The sequence below is a fragment of the Herbaspirillum sp. ST 5-3 genome (assembly GCF_004804275.1).
In the GTDB taxonomy this organism is placed as follows: Bacteria; Pseudomonadota; Gammaproteobacteria; order Burkholderiales; family Burkholderiaceae_D; genus Noviherbaspirillum.
Genome location: NZ_STGI01000003.1, coordinates 206422 through 225594, shown reverse-complemented (window position 1 = coordinate 225594; position 19173 = coordinate 206422). Strand labels below are relative to the sequence as shown.

The 19173-nt window shown below is 59.6% G+C and carries 21 protein-coding genes; 14 read left to right on the top strand and 7 right to left on the bottom strand.

Annotation, left to right across the window (positions count from 1 at the left end; genetic code table 11):
* The first annotated feature begins 13 nt into the window (after positions 1-13).
* Complete coding sequence (locus E6W33_RS08035; RefSeq protein ID WP_136416218.1) at positions 14-781, top strand: flagellar brake protein; 768 nt, start codon at positions 14-16, stop codon at positions 779-781.
* A 63-nt stretch (positions 782-844) separates the two neighbouring features.
* On the opposite strand, the gene fliE is transcribed toward E6W33_RS08035, so the two are convergent.
* Positions 845-1186: a flagellar hook-basal body complex protein FliE gene (gene fliE, locus E6W33_RS08030; RefSeq protein WP_136416216.1), complete on the bottom strand. Its 342-nt coding sequence runs from the start codon at positions 1184-1186 to the stop codon at positions 845-847.
* A 238-nt stretch (positions 1187-1424) separates the two neighbouring features.
* Between fliE and fliF the strand changes: the two genes are divergently transcribed.
* The 13 genes from fliF (at position 1425) to fliR (ending at position 12366) form a co-directional block, all read left to right on the top strand.
* Positions 1425-3065, top strand: coding sequence for a flagellar basal-body MS-ring/collar protein FliF (gene fliF / locus E6W33_RS08025; protein ID WP_136416214.1), 1641 nt, complete (start codon positions 1425-1427; stop codon positions 3063-3065).
* Positions 3058-4053 carry a flagellar motor switch protein FliG gene (gene fliG / locus E6W33_RS08020; protein WP_136416212.1) on the top strand — a complete coding sequence of 332 codons (996 nt, stop codon included), beginning with the start codon at positions 3058-3060 and terminating at the stop codon, positions 4051-4053. The genes fliF and fliG overlap by 8 nt, the downstream gene beginning before the upstream one ends.
* A gap of 81 nt (positions 4054-4134) precedes the next feature.
* Positions 4135-4782 carry a flagellar assembly protein FliH gene (locus tag E6W33_RS08015; protein ID WP_136416210.1) on the top strand — a complete coding sequence of 216 codons (648 nt, stop codon included), beginning with the start codon at positions 4135-4137 and terminating at the stop codon, positions 4780-4782.
* Entirely contained in the window at positions 4779-6179 is a 1401-nt protein-coding gene (fliI, locus tag E6W33_RS08010) for a flagellar protein export ATPase FliI (RefSeq protein ID WP_136416207.1), read from the top strand. The genes E6W33_RS08015 and fliI overlap by 4 nt, the downstream gene beginning before the upstream one ends.
* Before the next feature lie 29 nt (positions 6180-6208).
* Complete coding sequence (gene fliJ, locus E6W33_RS08005) at positions 6209-6649, top strand: flagellar export protein FliJ (RefSeq protein ID WP_136416205.1); 441 nt, start codon at positions 6209-6211, stop codon at positions 6647-6649.
* A gap of 7 nt (positions 6650-6656) precedes the next feature.
* On the top strand, positions 6657-7970 hold the full coding sequence (locus E6W33_RS27275; RefSeq protein ID WP_247869571.1) for a flagellar hook-length control protein FliK: 1314 nt from the start codon (positions 6657-6659) through the stop codon (positions 7968-7970).
* A gap of 176 nt (positions 7971-8146) precedes the next feature.
* On the top strand, positions 8147-8677 hold the full coding sequence (fliL, locus tag E6W33_RS07990; protein WP_136416198.1) for a flagellar basal body-associated protein FliL: 531 nt from the start codon (positions 8147-8149) through the stop codon (positions 8675-8677).
* A gap of 4 nt (positions 8678-8681) precedes the next feature.
* Positions 8682-9683: a flagellar motor switch protein FliM gene (fliM, locus tag E6W33_RS07985; protein ID WP_136416196.1), complete on the top strand. Its 1002-nt coding sequence runs from the start codon at positions 8682-8684 to the stop codon at positions 9681-9683.
* The gene (fliN, locus tag E6W33_RS07980) at positions 9676-10095 is read left to right on the top strand and encodes a flagellar motor switch protein FliN (RefSeq protein ID WP_136416194.1); all 420 of its coding nucleotides are present in this window, start codon (positions 9676-9678) and stop codon (positions 10093-10095) included. Before fliM ends, fliN begins: the two co-directional genes overlap by 8 nt.
* The gene (gene fliO / locus E6W33_RS07975) at positions 10092-10505 is read left to right on the top strand and encodes a flagellar biosynthetic protein FliO (RefSeq protein WP_136416192.1); all 414 of its coding nucleotides are present in this window, start codon (positions 10092-10094) and stop codon (positions 10503-10505) included. The genes fliN and fliO overlap by 4 nt, the downstream gene beginning before the upstream one ends.
* A complete protein-coding gene (gene fliP / locus E6W33_RS07970; protein ID WP_136416190.1) occupies positions 10489-11265 on the top strand; it encodes a flagellar type III secretion system pore protein FliP in 777 nt (258 codons plus the stop codon). Before fliO ends, fliP begins: the two co-directional genes overlap by 17 nt.
* Positions 11266-11274: 9 nt before the next feature.
* Positions 11275-11544, top strand: coding sequence for a flagellar biosynthesis protein FliQ (fliQ, locus tag E6W33_RS07965; RefSeq protein WP_136416187.1), 270 nt, complete (start codon positions 11275-11277; stop codon positions 11542-11544).
* 45 nt (positions 11545-11589) lie between these two features.
* Positions 11590-12366, top strand: a complete 777-nt coding sequence (fliR, locus tag E6W33_RS07960) for a flagellar biosynthetic protein FliR (protein ID WP_136416185.1) — start codon at positions 11590-11592, stop codon at positions 12364-12366.
* A gap of 16 nt (positions 12367-12382) precedes the next feature.
* Here the strand turns inward: fliR and flgL are convergent, their stop codons facing one another.
* The 6 genes from flgL to flgG form a co-directional block, all read right to left on the bottom strand.
* On the bottom strand, positions 12383-13588 hold the full coding sequence (gene flgL, locus E6W33_RS07955) for a flagellar hook-associated protein FlgL (protein ID WP_136416183.1): 1206 nt from the start codon (positions 13586-13588) through the stop codon (positions 12383-12385).
* 11 nt (positions 13589-13599) lie between these two features.
* A complete protein-coding gene (gene flgK / locus E6W33_RS07950; protein WP_136416181.1) occupies positions 13600-15558 on the bottom strand; it encodes a flagellar hook-associated protein FlgK in 1959 nt (652 codons plus the stop codon).
* A gap of 87 nt (positions 15559-15645) precedes the next feature.
* Complete coding sequence (gene flgJ / locus E6W33_RS07945) at positions 15646-16512, bottom strand: flagellar assembly peptidoglycan hydrolase FlgJ (RefSeq protein ID WP_136416178.1); 867 nt, start codon at positions 16510-16512, stop codon at positions 15646-15648.
* A 12-nt stretch (positions 16513-16524) separates the two neighbouring features.
* Positions 16525-17655, bottom strand: coding sequence for a flagellar basal body P-ring protein FlgI (locus E6W33_RS07940; RefSeq protein WP_247869570.1), 1131 nt, complete (start codon positions 17653-17655; stop codon positions 16525-16527).
* 16 nt (positions 17656-17671) lie between these two features.
* On the bottom strand, positions 17672-18343 hold the full coding sequence (locus tag E6W33_RS07935; protein WP_247869569.1) for a flagellar basal body L-ring protein FlgH: 672 nt from the start codon (positions 18341-18343) through the stop codon (positions 17672-17674).
* A gap of 24 nt (positions 18344-18367) precedes the next feature.
* Positions 18368-19156, bottom strand: a complete 789-nt coding sequence (gene flgG / locus E6W33_RS07930; protein ID WP_136416176.1) for a flagellar basal-body rod protein FlgG — start codon at positions 19154-19156, stop codon at positions 18368-18370.
* Between the last annotated feature and the right edge of the window lie 17 nt (positions 19157-19173).

Below are 19173 nucleotides of genomic sequence, written 5' to 3'. Positions count from 1 at the left end.
AAAGTTGATATCAATGGCATTCAATACCAAGTTCGGAACGGAGGATGTTAGCCCTTACCAGGTGCATTCCCGGCGCGAGATCATCAGCTTGCTGCGCGCCATGCAGGAGCGCAACCAGCTCGTCAGCATGGAAGCCGACGGCGGTTCGGACTCCGTCGTCACTTCGGTGCTGACGGTCGACGAAAAAGCCGGCATCGTGGTGATCGACCGCGCGCCGAGCAATATACTCAATCAGCGCATTCTGGAAAGTGACAACGTCTCATTTGAGACCGTGCTGGATAACATCCGCATCCTGTTTTTCACAGACAAGGTCGGGGAATGCCTGTATGAAAACCTCCCTGCACTGTATATCGCCATTCCCGCGACGCTGGTACGCCTGCAGCGGCGCGAACACTACCGCATACCGACTCCGGTCGCCAATCCGCTTCGCTGCAGCATTCATGTTCCTCCCGATGATATCGGCGGCGCCGGCACGACGGTCATTGTCACGCTAAAGGACATCAGCGGCGGAGGTATCGCTATCGTCGATGAGAAAAAGATGCTCGACAATACGATCGGCCGCATTTACAAGGCGTGCCGGATCGATCTGCCCGGCGGCAGCCAGGTCGTGGTGGATCTGCAGATTCGCAATTCGCACGATTACACGCTGACCAGCGGAAAATCGATTCGCAAGCTGGGATGCATGTTTGTCGATCCGCCCAAGCCAATGATGTCGGCGGTACAGCGTTACATCACAAAACTCGAGCGCGAGCGCAATGCAAAAGCGACCGGGATGGGCTGAAGCGGCGTAGGCGGAGGTACAGCGGGCGCGCGCGTGCGTTGCCCGGAAGGCTGGAAAGGCGCCCTAAACCTGCATGTTCATGATGTCGTGGTAGGCGGATACGAGCTTGTTGCGTACCTGGACGGTTGCCTGGAAAGCGATGCTGGCCTTCTGCGAATTGATCATCACATCCGACAGGCTGACGGTATCGTCGCCGAGGACGAAACGCTTTGCCATATCTTCCGACTTCTGCTGCGCGCCGTTGACCTGATCCAGCGTTGCCTTCAATGCGCTGGCAAAGTCGACCTTGGGCGCCGCCTGGCCGAGTTGGGGTGCGTCGATGCCATCCTGAGGGCGGGTCGCCGCAGCCTTGAGCTGAGAAATCATCGCCTCGATCCTGCTTGCATCGATCATTCCGGTTTTCATGCGGCCCCCATTCAATCAAATACCGTCAGCCAGCAACGGCAGACACCTTTTTCCACGACGCTAAGGTATCACGCGAATCGGCTTGGCCTGCGGAAGATAAACGGCAAGAATCGCGCTCTGTTCCAACGATTAAATTTGTGCAAGAAGCCGAAAATCCTGCACTAAGGCATAAACCTCGAATATGTGGACATGACATGAAAAACAACACGCATCGCGGCACCTACCCGGGAGGCGGACCATGGCTGTAGCAGGCGAAAACGCCGTCGTCCCCGCTGGTTCAGGCATTGTCGGCTTCGCGCAGACGCCGGGAGGACGGAATTTTTTCCTGATGCTCGGTGTGGCAGCGGTCGCTGCCGTCATGTCCGGCGTGTGGCTGTGGAGCCAGCAGCCGGATTATCGCGTGCTGTTCTCGAATTTTTCCGATCGCGATGGCGGCGCTATCGTGTCGTCCTTGCAACAGATGAATGTGCCGTACAAGTTCGCCGAAGGCGGGGCCGCCATTCTGGTGCCAGGCAACCAGGTACACGATGTGCGGCTGAAGCTGGCTTCGCAAGGCTTGCCCAAAGGCGGCAGCGTCGGCTTCGAGTTGATGGAAAACCAGAAGCTCGGTGTTTCGCAGTTCCTCGAACAGGTCAACTTCCAGCGCGCACTGGAAGGCGAGCTGGCACGTTCCATCCAGTCGCTTGCCGCCGTGCAGGCAGCGCGCGTGCATCTGGCGCTGCCGAAAGCATCGGTGTTCATCCGCGACCAGCAAAAACCGACCGCATCGGTGCTGCTGAACCTGCATGCCGGCCGCACGCTGGACGAACAGCAGGTCAGTGCCATCGTGCACCTGGTGGCCAGCAGCGTCCCTGACCTGCCGACCAAGAACGTCACCGTCGTCGACCAGAACGGCAACCTCCTGTCGGAAATCCGCGCGCCGGGAAGCGGCAACGGCCTCGATCCGACCCAGCTGAAGTATGTGCAGGAGCTGCAGCAAAACATCGTCAAGCGCATCGAATCGATCCTGACGCCTATCGTCGGACTCAACAACGTGCGCGCGGAAGCCACCGCAGATGTGGACTTCTCCCACACCGAGCAGGCGGCGGAGATCTACAAGCCGAACCAGGCACCGAACACCTCAGCCATTCGCAGCCAGCAGTTGAGCGAATCGCAGAACGGCGCGCCTGCCACTGCATCCGGCGTACCCGGTGCGCTGACCAATCAGCCGCCCGCGCCCGCCACCGCCCCGCTCACCGCGCCTGCCGCAAGCGCCAGTGCCGCCGCACCCGCATCCGCATCCGGCAATGCGCACAAGGACATGACCGTCAATTACGAAGTTGACAAGACGGTGCGCTACACGCAGCAACCCATGGGCGGCATCCAGCGCCTGTCGGTGGCGGTCGTGGTGAACTACAAGAAGGAAACGGGCAAGGACGGCAAGGTCACGATGAAGCCCCTGAGCGACGCCGAGAAAGCCCAGATCACGGATCTGGTCAAGGAAGCCATGGGTTTCAGCAAGGATCGCGGCGACTCGCTCAATGTAGTGAACAGCCCGTTTGCCGGTGCCGAGAAGGAAGTGATTCCCGAGACGCCGATCTGGAAGCGTCCCGAGGCGCTGAACATGGCAATGGGCGCCGGCAAGTATGTCATCGCTGCAGCGATCCTGGCCTACCTGTTCTTCGCGGTGTTGAAGCCCTTGCTGCGCAAGATCGCAAAGACTTTCGAGCCGCCCGAACCGCAGCCGGAGGCCGCGGCAGCGCAGATTTCGCATGATGTGGAGCCGATGGGAAGCAAGCAACGCACCTATCAGGACAACCTGGACGCGGCCAAGCAATTGGCGCGAAACGATCCCAAGATGGTCGCAAACGTGGTAAAGGCATGGGTGGGAAATGAGTGAAGACGGCGTCATGAAAGGAGCAATCCTGATGCTGGCACTGGGCGAGGAAGAGGCCGCCGAAGTGATGAAATACCTCGGCCCGCGCGAGGTACAGAAACTCGGCGCGGCCATGTCGACCATGAAAGCGGTCGCCAGCGAACAGCTTGAAAAGGTGCTCGACGATTTCCGTTCGGAGACCGAGCAGAACACCTCCTTCGGCCTCGATTCGGACGAATACATCCGCACCGTGCTGACCAAGGCACTGGGCGAAGACAAGGCATCATCCCTGCTCAACCGCATTCTCGGCACGCGCGACGCCAGCGGCATCGAAAGCCTGAAGTGGATGGACGCGCAGTCCGTCGCTGACCTGGTGCGCAACGAGCATCCGCAGATCATTGCCACCATCCTGGTCCACCTGGAGCGCTATCACGCGTCCGAAGTCCTGACGTATTTTTCCGAACGCCTGCGCAATGATGTGGTGCTGCGCATCGCCACGCTGGACGGCGTGCAGCCGGCCGCACTGCGCGAATTGAATGAAGTGCTGACCAAGCTCCTGACCGGCAACGAAAGCCTGAAGAAGAAACCGATCGGCGGCGTGCGCTCGGCAGCGGAAATTCTCAACTTCCTGTCCGGCGAAGTCGAAACCTCGGTGATGGACAGCCTGAAGAACTACGACGGCGACATGGCGCAGAAAATCATGGACGAGATGTTCGTGTTCGACAACATCATCGACATCGACGACCGCGGCATCCAGATCCTGTTGCGCGAAGTGCAGTCCGAATCGCTCATCGTCGCGCTCAAGGGTGCCAATCAGGATTTGCGCGAGAAGATCTTCAAGAACATGTCGCAGCGCGCGGCCGAAATGATGCGCGAAGACCTCGAATCGAAAGGCCCGGTACGACTGTCGGAAGTGGAAGCGCAGCAAAAGGAAATCCTGCAGATCGTGCGCCGCCTGGCGGACGAAGGTCAGATCATCCTTGGAGCCAAGGGCGAGGATGCCTACGTTTGACGGCGTCCTTGAGGACCGCCGAACGCTTGCGTCGCCGACAAGCCTTGAATCGCGAAAATACTCTATTGTCAGGATCAAGCCATGAGCTCCAATGCCATCCCCAAAGAGCAGTTGTCCGCCTACCAGCGCTGGGAACTGGCCTCCTTTGGCGACGAGCGTCCAAGCATGCAGCACAACGCGCAGGCCAACGCGAAACTCCAGGCGGAGCAGCTTGCCAAACTGCGCGAGGACGCACGTCGTCAAGGCCATGAGGAAGGTTTTGCGCAAGGGCGTACAGCCGGTCTGGAAACCGGGCGTGCAGAGGCCGCACGCGAGCTGATGCTTCTGCGCCAGGTGGCCGAGAACTTCTCCGGCGAGGTTGCGCGCGCGAGCGAAGCGGTCGCAGACGATATCCTCAACCTCTCGCTCGACATGGCCAAGGCCATGCTGAAAACGGCGCTCAAAGTGCGCCCCGAACTCGTGCTGTCCATCGTCGGCGAAGCGATCCGCTACCTGCCCAGCCTGCAGCAACCCGCCCTGCTGGTGCTGCATCCGCAGGACGCCGAAATCGTCAAGAACCACATGGCCGATGAACTGGCCAAGGCCGGCTGGCGCGTCGCAGAGGATTTGCAGATGGAGCGCGGCGGCTGTCGCGTTGAAACCGCCAGCAATCAGATCGATGCGGCACCCGCCGTGCGCTGGCAGCGCATCGCCGACGCGCTCGGCAAACAATCGGACTGGCTGGAATGACAGGCGGTCACAACGCGCGCTGGCAAGCGTACCTGCGCGACTGCAGGGCGCTGGTATCGATTCCCGAGCCGATGCAGGTATCCGGCCGCGTCACGCGCGTGGCCGGCCTGGTGATGGAAGCCGTCGGCTTGAGGCTGGCCGTCGGCAGCGCATGCACGGTCCCCCTGCCCAGCGGCGCCCGCATCGAGGCCGAAGTGGTCGGATTTGAAAACGACAAGCTGTTCCTCATGCCCCAGAGCGATGTGGAAGGCATCGTGCCGGGCACCCGCGTGTTTCCGGTCGAGGTTGCACAAAGTCTGCCGCGTCCCGGCACCGTCGCCCACCCGCGCCGTCGCCCGAGCGATCGCGGACGGCACCTGCCGGTCGGCGATGAATTGCTCGGTCGTGTGCTCGATGGCGCCGGCAGGCCGCTCGACAACCTCGGCCCGCTCAACACCATGCATGCCGCGCCGCTCAATGTGCGCGCCGCCAATCCGCTGACGCGCGCGCCGATCACCGACATCCTCGACGTCGGCGTGCGGGCGATCAACAGCATGCTGACCGTCGGTCGCGGCCAGCGCATGGGACTGTTCGCCGGTTCCGGCGTCGGCAAGAGCGTGTTGCTCGGCATGATGGCGCGCTACACCGGAGCGGATGTGATCGTGGTAGGACTGATCGGCGAACGCGGACGCGAAGTGAAGGAATTCATCGAACAGATTCTCGGCACGGCCGGACTGGCGCGCTCCGTCGTCGTCGCTGCGCCGGCCGACACGCCGCCACTGATGCGCCTGCAAGGCGCGGCCTACGCGCATTCGATTGCCGAGTATTTCCGCGACCAGGGCAAGAGCGTGTTGCTGATCATGGATTCGCTCACCCGTTATGCAATGGCGCAGCGCGAAATCGCGCTAGCGATCGGCGAGCCGCCTGCGACCAAAGGTTATCCGCCATCGGTCTTTGCAAAACTGCCAACACTCGTCGAACGCGCGGGCAACGGCAAGGTTGGCGGCGGCTCCATTACCGCTTTCTACACTGTGCTGACCGAAGGCGACGACCAGCAGGATCCGATCGCCGATGCGGCGCGCGCAATCCTGGACGGCCACATCGTGCTCAACCGTACCCTGGCCGATGCCGGTCACTACCCCGCGATCGACGTCGAACAGTCGATCAGCCGCGCCATGCACAACATCACGAGCGAAGACCACCAGAAGCTCACGCGCCAGTTGAAACAGTTGTATTCCCGCTATCAGCGCAACCGCGATCTGATCAGCGTCGGCGCCTACAGCGCCGGCTCGGATCCGGTACTCGACCAGGCCATCGCTCTGCATCCGAGAATCGAAGCCTTCCTGCAGCAAGGGATCATGGAACGCTCTGGCATTCAGGAGAGCTTGGGGCAACTTGCCGCGCTATTCCGAGGATAGGTTTTGAAAATGCAGACCTATAATGAATCATGGCAACAAACTCTGCTCTCGACACGCTTATTGAATTGGCAACAAGCCAGACTGACGAGGCTGCAAAGCGACTCGGTGTGGCGATTCGTACCTGTGCAGACACCGAGCAGAAGCTCGCGCTGCTGCTGCAGTATCGCGAAGACTACGAATCGCGCCTGAAGGCAGGCATGGCGGCGGGTATCAGCGCGGCGGGCTATCGCAATTTCCAGATGTTTCTGGAGAAGCTCGACACAGCAATCGCCGGCCAGCAGCAGATTGTCAATGATGCAAAGCACCGCATCGCGGCCGAACGCAGTGCATGGCAATCCTGCGAGCGCAAGCGCATCTCCTACGACACGCTTGCGACGCGCGTGCATCAGGCGGAGCAGCGCAAGGAAAACAAGCGCGATCAGAAGTTGATGGACGAATACGCAACCCGGCAGGCAAACTACAAACGGTAAGACAGACATGCAGACATCTCAGGTTATGAATCCGGTCAATGTGCTTTCGAGCCCCGCGCCGGCAGCAAAGCAGCCCGATGCCAATTCGTCATCCGCGCCGTTCGGCCAGGTGCTGTCGCGCGAAGTGGCGAATCGCCATGAAGCGAGCGAAGCCCCTGCCCGGCCTGACGCGGGGAACACAAACGCCGCAAAGAACTCTTCCAAAAGCGATAACAAGCAAGCGTCCGAGGCCAAATCGGCTGATGCAGACAGCGCCAAAGAGGATACAGCCAGCACCAGCGATGCTACGCCCGCAGGCGTGACGCTGCCGGAGGAAATGCTTGCACTGGTCGCCAACCTCACGCAAATGACGAACCCGCTTGCGCAAAAGGGAGAAGCCGCGGCGACCAACGTGAAGGACGCATCGACACCGACAGATCCAGCGCTGATCCCTGCTGCCGGCACGACGGATGCTTCCACGGTCGCAGCACTCGCAACAACGCAAGTGACCGACACCACGCAGGCACTCGCTCCCAAAGGAAAACCCCTTTCGGAGAAGCAGGACACCACACTCTCTGCCTTGACGGACAAGACAGCAACGACACGATCGCGGCCGGAAACAAACGGAGCACGGCGCGCGGATCTGCCTGCGACAGCAAGCGCCACTGCAACCGCCACTGCAACCGCCACCGCAAGCGCCACTGCAACCGCCACTGCAACCGCCACGGCAACTGCCACCGACATCTCCGTCAAGGACAAAGACCCGTCCCACAGCGCGGCGCTGGCGACAAGCGTTCCGGATTTCGTCAACGAGATGAAAGAATCCATCGCCACCACCGCGAACGGCATGCAGCAGATTCAGTCGGCCGCACTCCATGCGGCGCAACCCGCGCTTGCCCATGCTGTGGAACAGCTCTCGCCACGCGTCGGCACACCGGCGTGGGATCAGGCCTTGGGGCAAAAAGTTGTCTGGATGGTAGCAGGTGAACAACAAAGCGCATCCCTCACGCTCAATCCGCCGGATCTCGGCCCCTTGCAAGTCGTGCTGAACGTCACGAATTCGCACGCCAGCGCCACCTTCACCGCGGCCCAGCCGGAAGTGCGCCAGGCTCTTGAAGCGGCGCTGCCGAAACTGCGCGACATGCTGGGCGAGGCAGGTATCCAGCTCGGACAGGCAACGGTCAACAGCGGCTCACCGAATCAGCATAGTGCGCCGGATCAGCACAACGCCCATCCGACGCATCGCACTGAGCAGGCGGACACCCGCAACGATGCACCGATACGCGTCACCCGCATCCAGCCGGCAAACTCCGGGCTGGGTCTGGTCGACACCTTCGTCTGAGTGCCGAGGTTCGGAGAGGTTTGCGCTGCCCCTGGAAGCGCGAATATGCATTGACTTCATCCCTCTTTTCGACGCATCCTGACGATAGTTTTTCCGGATAATCGGAAGCAAGCATACGCGTGAAAAATCTGAATGAAGACCGCACTGCGGATTCAGCGGATTGAAAGAGGAAAACGATGGCAACAGCCCCGAAACAAAACCCGAAAGTCGTGCCGATCGCGGAAGCGAGCGCCGAGGGCGAAACAGCCGCTCCCAAGAAATCGAAGAAGAAGCTTTTCATGCTTCTTTCCATTGCCCTGCTCCTCATCGGCGGCGGCACAGGCGCCGCGTGGTACTTCATGGGTTCCGAGGCCGAATCCGGAGCTACTGCACACAAGCACGAAGCCCCCAAGCCGCCGGTCTTCGTCGTGATGGATCCGTTCACTGTCAACCTGCAGCACGAGAACGGCGACCAGTACCTGCAAGTGGCGTTTACGATGCAGGTTGCCGACGAAGCACAAGTCGAGCTGATCAAACTTTACATGCCGCTGGTGCGCAGCCGTATCCTGCTGCTGCTGTCCACCAAGAAGCCTTCCGAACTCTCGACCGAGGAAGGCAAGAAAAAGCTGCAGGATGAAATCATCGCCAAGGTGAAGCAGCCGTTCACGCCGCAGAGCCCGCCGCAGGCGGTGACAGGAGTCTTCTTCACGTCCTTCGTCATTCAGTAACATCATGGCTGACAATTTCCTTTCCCAGGAAGAGGTCGATGCCCTGCTCAAGGGCGTCACCGGCGATCAGGACGAAAGTGCCGCGCCGGAAGACGAATCGGGGATACGTCCATACAACCTGGCCACGCAGGAACGCATCGTCCGTGGCCGGATGCCGACGCTGGAAATCATCAACGAGCGTTTCGCGCGCCTGCTGCGCATCGGCTTGTTCAACTTCCTGCATCGCAGCGCCGAAGTGTCGATCGGCCCGGTGCGCGTGCACAAATACAGCGAATTCATCCGCAACCTCGTAGTGCCAACCAACCTCAACCTGGTCCACATGAAGCCGCTGCGCGGCACCGCGCTGATGGTGTTCGATCCGAACCTGGTGTTCCTGCTGGTCGACAATCTGTTCGGCGGCGACGGGCGCTTCCATACGCGCGTCGAAGGCCGCGACTTCACGCAGACCGAGCAACGCATCATCCAGCGCATTCTCGGCATCGTGTTCGAAACCTATGCGAAATCGTGGGAGCCGGTCTACCCGGTCGAATTCGAATATGTGCGCTCCGAAATGAACACGCAGTTCGCCAACATCGCCACGCCGAACGAGGTGGTGGTCGCGACCACCTTCACCATCGAGCTCGGCCCGGTCAGCGGCGAAATGCACTTCTGCACGCCCTACTCGATGATCGAACCGATCCGCGACATCCTGACCAGCAGCCTGCAAGGCGAGACGCTGGAAATGGACAAGCGCTGGGTGCGCCTGATGACGCAGCAGATCCAGACCGCGGAAGTGCAGCTTGTCGCCGACCTGGGCACCGCGAGATCGTCGCTGGGCGACATCCTGAACATGAAAGTCGGCGACATCATCCCGATCAGCATCCCGGATACCGTCGCCGCCAAGGTGGACGGCGTGCCGGTGATGGAATGCAGTTACGGAAAATTCAACGGTCAGTATGCCCTGCGCGTGGAAAAGCTCCTGACCTATAGCACCAACGATTTCACGCAAGGAGAAGAACATGGCTGACGAAAACGATACCCAGACGACAGCCGACGACGATTGGGGTGCGGCTTTCGCCGAGCAGGCACAGGCCGAACAGGCAGCGGTGCAAAAGCAGCAAGCCGCCGCGGCCATGTTCCAGGATTTTTCCAGCGGCAGCGTCAAGACCGGCACGCATAACGATATCGATTTCATTCTCGATATTCCGGTGCAGCTCACAGTGGAACTCGGCCGCACGAAGATCGCGATCAAGAATCTGCTGCAACTGGCGCAGGGCTCCGTCGTGGAGCTCGACGGCCTGGCCGGCGAACCGATGGATGTACTGGTCAATGGCTGCCTGATTGCGCAAGGCGAAGTCGTGGTTGTGAACGACAAGTTCGGTATCCGCCTTACCGACATCATCACGCCGTCCGAACGGATCAGAAAACTCAACAAATGATGCGTCTGCGTATCCTCCCGGCGCTGTTGCTTGCCACCCCCGGTTTTGCGGCTGAGCAGGCTCCCGCTTCCACCGGGAGTCTGCTGCAGGTGTCATTGGGATTGGCCGTCGTGCTTGCTCTGATGGCGGGCGCGGCGTGGATTCTGAAACGTATCGGCCTCGCGGGCACGGGCACCAACAGTGTCGTCAAAGTCATCGGTGGCGTCAGCGTCGGCAATCGCGAGCGCGTCATCGTGGTGGAAGTCGCCGATCAATGGATCGTGGTTGGCGTGGCTCCGGGCCAGGTCAACGCCCTTTCCAGCATGCCGCGCCAGGAAATCTCCTCGGCGCCGGACAACGCGCCGGCCGCAACGAATTTTGCCGCATGGCTCAAGCAAACAATTGAAAAGCGCAATGGCAATCAACACTAGCAACGTTGCGTACTCCGCAGTAAAAATCCTGTCCCGCCTCCTGTCCCTGGCCTTGCTCGGCATGCCGCTCATAGCGGCTGCGCAGGTCGGGCTGCCGGCAATCACCAGCACACCTGGCCCCGGCGGAGGACAGACCTACTCGCTCAGCCTGCAGACGCTGATCCTGCTCACGGGCCTGTCGCTGTTGCCGGCGGCGCTGCTGATGATGACGAGCTTCACCCGCATCATCATCGTGCTGTCGCTCTTGCGGCAGGCGCTCGGCACGCAGACGGCGCCGCCCAATCAGGTATTGATCGGACTCGCGCTGTTTCTGACACTGTTCGTGATGGGGCCGGTATTCGACAAGATTTATACCGACGCCTATCAGCCGCTGTCGGAAAACAAGATCACGATGTCGCAGGCAATGGAACGCGGGGCTGCACCACTCAAGGGCTTCATGATGAAGCAGACGCGACAGGCCGACCTTGCGCTGTATGTCAAATTGTCCAACACACCGCAGCTGAACGGTCCGGAGGACGTACCCCTGCGCGTGCTGATCCCGGCGTTCATCACCAGCGAACTGAAGACCGCCTTCCAGATCAGTTTTGCGATCTTCATTCCCTTCCTGATCATCGACATGGTGGTGGCCAGTATCCTGATGTCGATGGGCATGATGATGATGTCACCGGCCATCGTGTCGCTGCCCTTCAAGCTGATGCTGTTCGTGCTGGTCGATGGCTGGCAATTGCTGATCGGCTCTCTTGCGCAAAGTTTTTATTGAGGATAAATCATGACTCCCGAAAGCGTGATGACCATCGGCCGCCAGGCCATCGAAGTGACCCTGATGGTGTCGGCGCCCATGCTGCTGGTTGCGCTGGTAGTGGGTCTGATCGTCAGCATCTTCCAGGCCGCGACGCAGATCAACGAGATGACCTTGTCTTTCATTCCCAAACTGATCGGCGTCTTTGTCGCCATGATCGTGGCGGGGCCATGGATGCTGACGGTCATGCTCGACTTCATGCGGCAGATGTTTTCCAGCATTCCGGGCATGGTCGGGTAAGCGCAGCGCTTTCGTATTGCGGGAAGCTCAGCGCCGCCTTCAAGCATGATTACATTCAGCAGTACCGATCTCTATGCCTGGATCGCGGCCTTTCTATGGCCACTCACCCGCATTCTCGGTCTGATCGCAACAGCCCCCCTGTATGGCAACCTCAGCGTTCCGATACAGATCAAGCTCGGCCTCGGGGTCATGCTTGCGCTCGTTATCGCGCCGACCTTGCCGTCGCTACCGCCCGCCGATCCGATGTCGCTGGCCGGCATCCTGATTCTTCTTCAGCAGCTATTGATCGGACTTGCGATGGGGTTTGCGATGCGTATCGTTTTCGCAGCCGTCGAACTGGCTGGCGAAGTGGCCGGATTGACCATGGGGTTTGGCTTCGCCACGTTCTTCGACCCGCAGACGCGCGCGCGCTCGTCCGCCATCTCGCAGTTCCTGGCCTTGCTCACGTTGATGCTGTTTCTCGCGTTGAACATCCATCTGATGCTGCTTTCCACACTGGCCGAGAGTTTTGTCAGCATGCCGATTTCAGCCACTCCGTCGGGGGCAGAGAGTTTTCGCCATCTCGCAAACTGGGGTGGATTGATTTTCAGTGCCGGGCTCCAGTTATCGCTGCCAATCGTCGCTACGCTGCTGATAACCAATATTGCGCTGGGCATCTTGACGCGGGCGGCTCCGCAGCTCAATTTGTTCGGAATCGGATTCCCTGTGACACTCGGCGTGGGATTCCTGGTGCTGGCGCTAGTCTTGCCCTATCTCGCCACCCCGCTTGGGCGACTGTTCCAGGAAGGACTGGAAGCGATACAGCGAATGGCGGCGCCATAGTCGCCGCCATCAGCCGTCACTGGAGGTAGCTGAACAATGAGAGGTTCGCCGTCTTCACAAAGGCTTGCTGCGCGGCTTGAAGCATCGTTTGCTGCTTGGTCAGATCGGTGATTGCCTTCGTGTAGTCCAAGTCCTGCAATTGCTGCAGCGACTGTGCATACTGGATATCACGGTCATCACCTTGGCTATCCAATGAATCGAGTTCCTTCAGGCGCGCACCGACAGACGCACGTACTGTGAGCACGTTATCCAGCGCGTTTCCGAGGTTGTTAAGCGCCGTGTTCAAGCCATTAGTCAATTTTGCCTGGCCAGCCGATCCGGAGGTGGAGCCGTTCAAAACTCCGATCAGGTTCGTCAAGGTCGCGAACAGGTCCTGGTTATCACTTGGCTTGACGCTGAAGGTATCGGCAGGTGCCGTCGCGCTCGGGCTGCCCGTGATGGTGAGCTGATACTCGCCGACTGTAATCGCCTGGCCGCTCACATAATTGTTGCCCGTGGAGACAGTTGTATTCGTCGTCACGTTATTGATGGTGAACTGTGTAGCGCTCGTGAACACAATGGCATATTCATCGCCGGTGGATGCGCCGACAAGTGTAGCATTCGAAATGATTCCCGAACCGCTGTTGGTACTTGCGGCGGAGGTTACCGTTGTCCCGTTGCCGGTCTTGATACTCTGGAAGATCGCGGAGCCCGAATCGCTCATGGCCATTTGTCGGGATGGTCCGACCTGCAGCATGCGCGCTCCCTGATCGCCTGCGTAGGAAGCCCCTGCCGATGTTCTCGCAAACGGTTGCGTTGCAGTGCTGAAGCCGGAAAAAACATAATTTCCGGCGCCATCACGGGTGTTTGCAAGGCCCACCAGTTCGTCAAGCCGTTGACTCAACTCGGTCGCAAGATATGATCGTTGCTCGTTATCCAGCACGCCGCTACCTGCATTCACCGCCATGGTTTGCACGTCCTGGATCAGGCTCGTGACCCCCTGCAAGGTCGCCTCCTCGATGCCGAGCGAATTCTTGACGTTCTTGCGATTGACCGCGAACTGACTATTGATCGATTGCGACTGCGTCAGCTCAAGTGCCTGGGCCGCCGCGACCGGATCATCTGCCGGGGTAAGAATGCGGCGCCCTGTCGCAATTTGCTCCTGGGTCTTGGACAAGCTCGCCTGCGCTTCCCCCAGACGGGTAGCGCCTTTCTCGAAAATGGTATTGGTGCTGATGCGCATGATGAATCGCCTTAGGTTCCGAGATTGAGCAGCAAGTCGAACAATTGGCTGGCAGTCTGCATGACTTTGGCCGCGGCCTGATAGGCTTGCTGATAGCGCATCAGGTTGGTTGCTTCTTCATCCAAATTGACGCCGGATTCGGCTTGGTTGGCTGCGTTCGCCTGCTCGAGGTACCGCGACTCTGCATTGCTCGTCACTTCCAGTTCGCGCGTCTTGTTGCCGATAGCGCTCACCAATTGCGAGTATGCCCCTTGATAGCTGGTCGTTCCATTGCCGAGTGTATTGCCTGATTGCAGAAGGCCTAGTGCGACGGCATTGCGTCCATCACCGACCGTGACCCCGCTGGTGTTCGGGCTGATCGTGAATGTGTCGCCGTCAGCAGGAGAGCCGCTGACCACAAAGCTCATGCCCCCAAAGCTGATGGTCGCGCCGTCGGTATAGGTAACGGGAGCGCCAGCCGCAAACGTGGTCGACGACGTGCCGTTGGTGACCGTGACTGCCATCGTGGCGGGGAATCCGGTCAGCGTATTTGGCGAGCCAGCGTTGTACGTCAATGACACTGGAAGCGCAGCAGCGCTGGCACTGGTAAATCCGGAATTGACGGAGCCGGCACTGATCTTGCCGGAGCCTTTGTTTGCACCGGCCGCGGCGGCCAGGATCGGTGCAGCGGCAGCGATCTTGCTGACATCGCTGATCGCCGCCCTGAAGTTGGATGCGCCATCGACCGTCGGACGAACCACAAACTCGTCGCCGTCGGCATAGGTGCCGGAGGTATCAATGTCCACGCCTTCGACGTTGAAGGTCGTGCCAAGAGCCCCTCCACCGAGATTTTCATTGTTCGAAAGACGCGTTACTACAAAGTTGGAACCGACGACCTTCACACGGTAATCGCTGCCGCTCAATTGGTCGGGATTGGAAATGCTTGCGGTGATCTTGTCGCTGCTCGCCGCATTTGTCGAGCTTCGATCGACGCGCGGATCGGCCGCAGTGAAAAAATCGCCACCGGCCGCGCCGGACAAATCCACGCCCAACGCATGTTGCGCATTAAAGGTCATCGCCAGTCCGATTGCGATCCGACCCAGCGAATTTTGCGCCGAATCCAGCGAATTGGCGCGAAACTCGAGCAAGCCGCCGAGCTTGCCGCCGGGAAGACTGCTTTCAGGCAGGGTAATGACCGTGCCATCGGATACATATCCAACAGCCGACCGGCCGGGATCGGTCGTTGAGCTTGTCGACACGAGATTGTAAGGCTGAGCACCAACTACCAGCGGCTGGCCGTTTCCGACGAATACGTTATAGCTGTTGCCTTGCTTGACGACGGTTGTTTTGACCTCCTTGCTCAACTCGGTGACCGCCAGGTCACGCTGATCAAGGAGGTCATTGGATGCCTTGCCCTCACCATTTCCCTGCGCCTTTTCAATCGCATCGTTCAGCGTCGCGATTTGCTTCGCATAAACGTTAATGGAGCTGACACTGGATTGAATCTGACCGTTGACGCTCTCCATCACCTCGCTAAGTTGTCCGGAGAGACTCTGAAAGCGGGCAGCAAGAGTTTGCGCCGTCGACAAGACCGTCTGGCGCGATGCCGCCGCGCTTGGGTTTGCCGCCATGTCCTGTACGCCCTTGAAGAAGTCCTGCAATGCCGGCGACAAGCCTGCATCGGGGTCGGCGAGCTGATTGTTAATACGGCTGATCTGCGCGTAATACGTTTCGACCTGGTTCTTCGTCGTTTCCGCGGACCGAACCTGACTCGCCAGAAGATCGTTGAACACTCGCTTGACGTCGGTAACCGTTGTTCCTTTTCCAACAAAACCGAAGCCCGCGTCCTGCGAGCCCGCCGAGCCTTGAATCACCATCTGCCGCGAATATCCCGGCGTGGACGCGTTGGCAATGTTATGGCCGGTGGTGACAAGCCCGGCCTGTGCTGCAGCCAGCGCGCTCTGACCAACGCCTAGAATGCTTGAGCCCATGGTGTTTTCTTCTATATAGAGATATCTTGATGATCGGCAGGATGCGGCGGAACTTGAGGCAATGACGGCAAATTTATAGTTTGCTTATCAAGCAGACAAGGACTGCGTGATGATACGCGTGAGCTTGGCAGCGTAATTCGGATCAGTTGCATAGCCGGCGCGTTGCAATCCCTGCGCGAAGCCCGCGACGTCCCGCGCATTCGCCAGTACTTCTTCATAGCGCGGGTTGCTGCGCAATAGCTTGGCATAATCGCGGAATGCATCGGCATAGGAGTCGTAGGCGCGGAACTTCTCCATGCGCGTCTGGGGCACGCCGTTGACGTATTCGGTTGTGGCGGCCTCGACCACCCTGCCCTTCCAGCCACCGCTTGCCTTGATGCTGAACAGGTTGTGGCTGTTGTTGCCATCGGCCGCAACGATTTCACGGCGTCCCCATCCGCTTTCCAGTGCCGCCTGTGCAATCATGAATTTGGCCGGTATGCCGGTCGCGCGGCTGGCCTCCTCGGCATGCGGTGCAAGCCGTTCCTGGAATGCGCGCACGTGCGCCGGCTGGGACGCATTGCCTCTGTCCGAATCGATCGCCCCCGGCGCCGAGCGCGGAGCCCGAGGTGCGTCAGCAACACCGCCCTGAGAACCTTGGGATTGCGCATTCACGACATTCGACAGTTGGCGAATCAGCACGTCGGCAAGCCCGACACCGCGGGACGCCATGGTCTGGCTCAACTGCTGATCGAGCATCGAGGTATACATCCTGCTCTGTTCGCTGTCGAAAATACCATCTTGAGGCGTCGCATCGCGCATGCTCTTCAGCACCATGTTCATGAAGAGTGCTTCGAATTGCTTGGCGGTCGCTTTCAGCGCTTCCGGCGAATTTTCCCGCGCAGCCTTCTGCAGTTCACTCACACCATGGACATCGAGCGCAAAACTGGAATTCGGATTGATGGGGCTGACCATGATGTGCCTGCGTCAGATGATTTCGAGTTCGGCGCGCAAGGATCCTGCCGCCTTCATCGCTTGCAAAATCGCTAGCAAGTCCTGCGGCGTGGCACCAATCGCATTAAGCGCTTTGACGACGTCGGCAAGTGAGGTGCCGCCCTTCAGCAACAGCACTTGGCCGGGCTCTTTTTTGATATCGATTTGCGAAGTCGATGCAATCACCGTCTGGCCACTGGAGAATGGCGCCGGCTGGCTGATCACGGGCTCCGTACTGATCACCACCGACAGGTTGCCGTGGGAAACCGCGCAATTATCCAATGTCACCGCCTGATTCATGACGACGGACCCTGTGCGCGCATTCAAGATCACTTTCGCGACGGTTTGTGCCGGGGTCACCTGCATGCTTTCAAGAGCGCCGAGAAAAGCAACACGTTCATCGCTGCCAAGCGGCGCACGCACACGGATCACGCGCCCATCCTGCGCGGCTGCGGTTTCCGGGCCAAACTGCCGGTTCACCGCCTCGACCACGCGACTTGCCGTAGAAAAATCGGTATCGTTGAGCTCCAGATAAATCACGTCGCCCTGGCCGAGGGAGCTAGGCACCGCCCGTTCGACGGTCGCACCTGTGGAAATGCGACCGACGCTCAAATGATTTACCTGCGTTTTGCTGCCGCTGGCCGATGCACCCACACCGCCGACCAGCACGTTACCCTGCGCCATGCCGTAGATCTGGCCGTCCGCACCTTTGAGCGGCGTCATCAGCAGCGTGCCGCCGCGCAGGCTTTTCGCATTGCCCATCGACGAAACGGTGACATCCAGTGTTTGCCCCGGGCGCGCAAAAGCAGGCAAGGATGCGGTGACCATCACCGCTGCGACGTTCTTCAATTGCAGGCTGGCTCCGGGTGGCAGATTGACGCCCAAGCTCTGCAACATGCTGACGACGCTTTGCACCGTGAACGGCGTCTGCGTGGTCTGGTCGCCGCTGCCATCGAGGCCGACAACCAGCCCGTAACCGATCAATTGGTTCTGGCGAACGCCTTGAATCGAGGCGAGGTCTTTCAAGCGCTCGGCACGGCAGGCCTCGGCCGCGAAGAGGAAAATGGCCGACAACGCAATCGTCAGGAATTGCTTGGCGGTCGGCGCGAAGAATATTTTCATCATCGATTGTCACACCGCGTCAGAGCGGCATCAGACTCAGGAAAAAGCGAGCGAATTGCGACATCATTTCCGCCTTGTCGATGCGGCTGTTGGTTCGGTACTCGACGCGCGCATCCGCGACTTGGGTCGAGTACACGACATTGCCGCTCGCAATGTAATCCGGATTCACTATTCCGGAGAAGCGGACATATTCGATGCCCTTGTCGAACGCGACCTGCTTTTCGCCACTCACGAGCAGATTCCCGTTCGGCAGTACTTCCATTACGGTAGCGGTAATTGTCCCGCTGAAGGTATTGCTGGAGCTGATCGAGCCCTTCTCTTCGAACTTGTTGTCGCCGGACGCGGAAATCGCCGCCTTGGCGGTCGTGGTTGACGGTACGCCAAACAAGGTTGGTGCGCCGAATTCCACGCTGCCGGACTTGCTGCCGGTATTCGCGTTGGATTTGCCCGCGCTGGTCTTTTCGCTGATCACAATCGTCAGCATGTCGCCAACCAGGCGCGCGCGACGATCCTCGAACATTGGCCGGTAAGCTGCGGATTGGAAGATCGCACCATTTGCCGGAGCGGCTACGGGCGCAGGCGCAGATTGCGGGCGCGCGCCAGGCTGGTAGGTAATGGATTCCGGCACTGTTGTGCACCCAAGCACACTTGCTGCAAGCAGCGAGCACATCATCACGGAAAAATTCTTCATCTCACCCCCGCCAAACAGAAACCGTCAGAGTTGCGACAGACGCTGCAACATCTGATCGGATGTCGTGATTGCCTTGCTGTTGATTTCATAAGCGCGCTGAGTCTGGATCATATTGACCAGTTCCTCGACCACGTTGACATTCGATGTTTCCACATAACCCTGCGCGAGCGTTCCGGCGCCATTGGTGCCCGGCGTGTTGGTATTGGGCGTTCCCGATGCCGTGGTTTCCACATACAGGTTCTCACCCTTTCCCTCGAGTCCGGCGGGGTTGGCGAAAGTGCTCAATTGCAGGGTGCCAACCTGTGTGGTCACCGTACCGTTGGTAGTCAGGTGCGTCTCCGACACGGTCCCGTCACGGGCTATCGTAATATTTTGTGCGTTTTGCGGGATCGTGATTGCCGGCTGCACCACGAAGCCGCTGGAGGTCACCAGTTGTCCCTGGCTGTCGACCTGGAACGAGCCATCGCGGGTGTAGGCAGTTGTACCGTCCGGCATCAATACCTGGAAAAAACCGGCACCCTGGATCGCAACATTTCTTTCATTGCCGGTCTGCTGCAGGTTACCCTGAGTGAAGATGCGCTCCGTCGCGACCGCGCGCACACCGGTGCCGACTTGCAGGCCGCTCGGCAGCTGCGTCTGCTGCGAAGATTGCGCGCCGGGCTGCCGCACCGTCTGGTACAGCAGGTCTTCGAAAACAGCGCGCGAACGCTTGAAGCCGGCGGTGCTCACGTTGGCCAGGTTATTGGCGATCGTATCCATCTGCGTCTGCTGCGCGTCCAGACCGGTTTTCGATATCCACAATGAACGAATCATTTTTTCTCCAATAAGCC

What these genes read in the sequence shown, in the direction of transcription:
- E6W33_RS08035 (WP_136416218.1), top strand. Translation starts at nt 14, where the DNA reads ATGGCATTCAATACCAAGTTCGGAACGGAGGATGTTAGCCCTTACCAG.
- fliE (WP_136416216.1), bottom strand. Translation starts at nt 1,186, where the DNA reads ATGAAAACCGGAATGATCGATGCAAGCAGGATCGAGGCGATGATTTCT.
- fliF (WP_136416214.1), top strand. Translation starts at nt 1,425, where the DNA reads ATGGCTGTAGCAGGCGAAAACGCCGTCGTCCCCGCTGGTTCAGGCATT.
- fliG (WP_136416212.1), top strand. Translation starts at nt 3,058, where the DNA reads ATGAGTGAAGACGGCGTCATGAAAGGAGCAATCCTGATGCTGGCACTG.
- E6W33_RS08015 (WP_136416210.1), top strand. Translation starts at nt 4,135, where the DNA reads ATGAGCTCCAATGCCATCCCCAAAGAGCAGTTGTCCGCCTACCAGCGC.
- fliI (WP_136416207.1), top strand. Translation starts at nt 4,779, where the DNA reads ATGACAGGCGGTCACAACGCGCGCTGGCAAGCGTACCTGCGCGACTGC.
- fliJ (WP_136416205.1), top strand. Translation starts at nt 6,209, where the DNA reads ATGGCAACAAACTCTGCTCTCGACACGCTTATTGAATTGGCAACAAGC.
- E6W33_RS27275 (WP_247869571.1), top strand. Translation starts at nt 6,657, where the DNA reads ATGCAGACATCTCAGGTTATGAATCCGGTCAATGTGCTTTCGAGCCCC.
- fliL (WP_136416198.1), top strand. Translation starts at nt 8,147, where the DNA reads ATGGCAACAGCCCCGAAACAAAACCCGAAAGTCGTGCCGATCGCGGAA.
- fliM (WP_136416196.1), top strand. Translation starts at nt 8,682, where the DNA reads ATGGCTGACAATTTCCTTTCCCAGGAAGAGGTCGATGCCCTGCTCAAG.
- fliN (WP_136416194.1), top strand. Translation starts at nt 9,676, where the DNA reads ATGGCTGACGAAAACGATACCCAGACGACAGCCGACGACGATTGGGGT.
- fliO (WP_136416192.1), top strand. Translation starts at nt 10,092, where the DNA reads ATGATGCGTCTGCGTATCCTCCCGGCGCTGTTGCTTGCCACCCCCGGT.
- fliP (WP_136416190.1), top strand. Translation starts at nt 10,489, where the DNA reads ATGGCAATCAACACTAGCAACGTTGCGTACTCCGCAGTAAAAATCCTG.
- fliQ (WP_136416187.1), top strand. Translation starts at nt 11,275, where the DNA reads ATGACTCCCGAAAGCGTGATGACCATCGGCCGCCAGGCCATCGAAGTG.
- fliR (WP_136416185.1), top strand. Translation starts at nt 11,590, where the DNA reads ATGATTACATTCAGCAGTACCGATCTCTATGCCTGGATCGCGGCCTTT.
- flgL (WP_136416183.1), bottom strand. Translation starts at nt 13,588, where the DNA reads ATGCGCATCAGCACCAATACCATTTTCGAGAAAGGCGCTACCCGTCTG.
- flgK (WP_136416181.1), bottom strand. Translation starts at nt 15,558, where the DNA reads ATGGGCTCAAGCATTCTAGGCGTTGGTCAGAGCGCGCTGGCTGCAGCA.
- flgJ (WP_136416178.1), bottom strand. Translation starts at nt 16,512, where the DNA reads ATGGTCAGCCCCATCAATCCGAATTCCAGTTTTGCGCTCGATGTCCAT.
- E6W33_RS07940 (WP_247869570.1), bottom strand. Translation starts at nt 17,655, where the DNA reads ATGATGAAAATATTCTTCGCGCCGACCGCCAAGCAATTCCTGACGATT.
- E6W33_RS07935 (WP_247869569.1), bottom strand. Translation starts at nt 18,343, where the DNA reads ATGAAGAATTTTTCCGTGATGATGTGCTCGCTGCTTGCAGCAAGTGTG.
- flgG (WP_136416176.1), bottom strand. Translation starts at nt 19,156, where the DNA reads ATGATTCGTTCATTGTGGATATCGAAAACCGGTCTGGACGCGCAGCAG.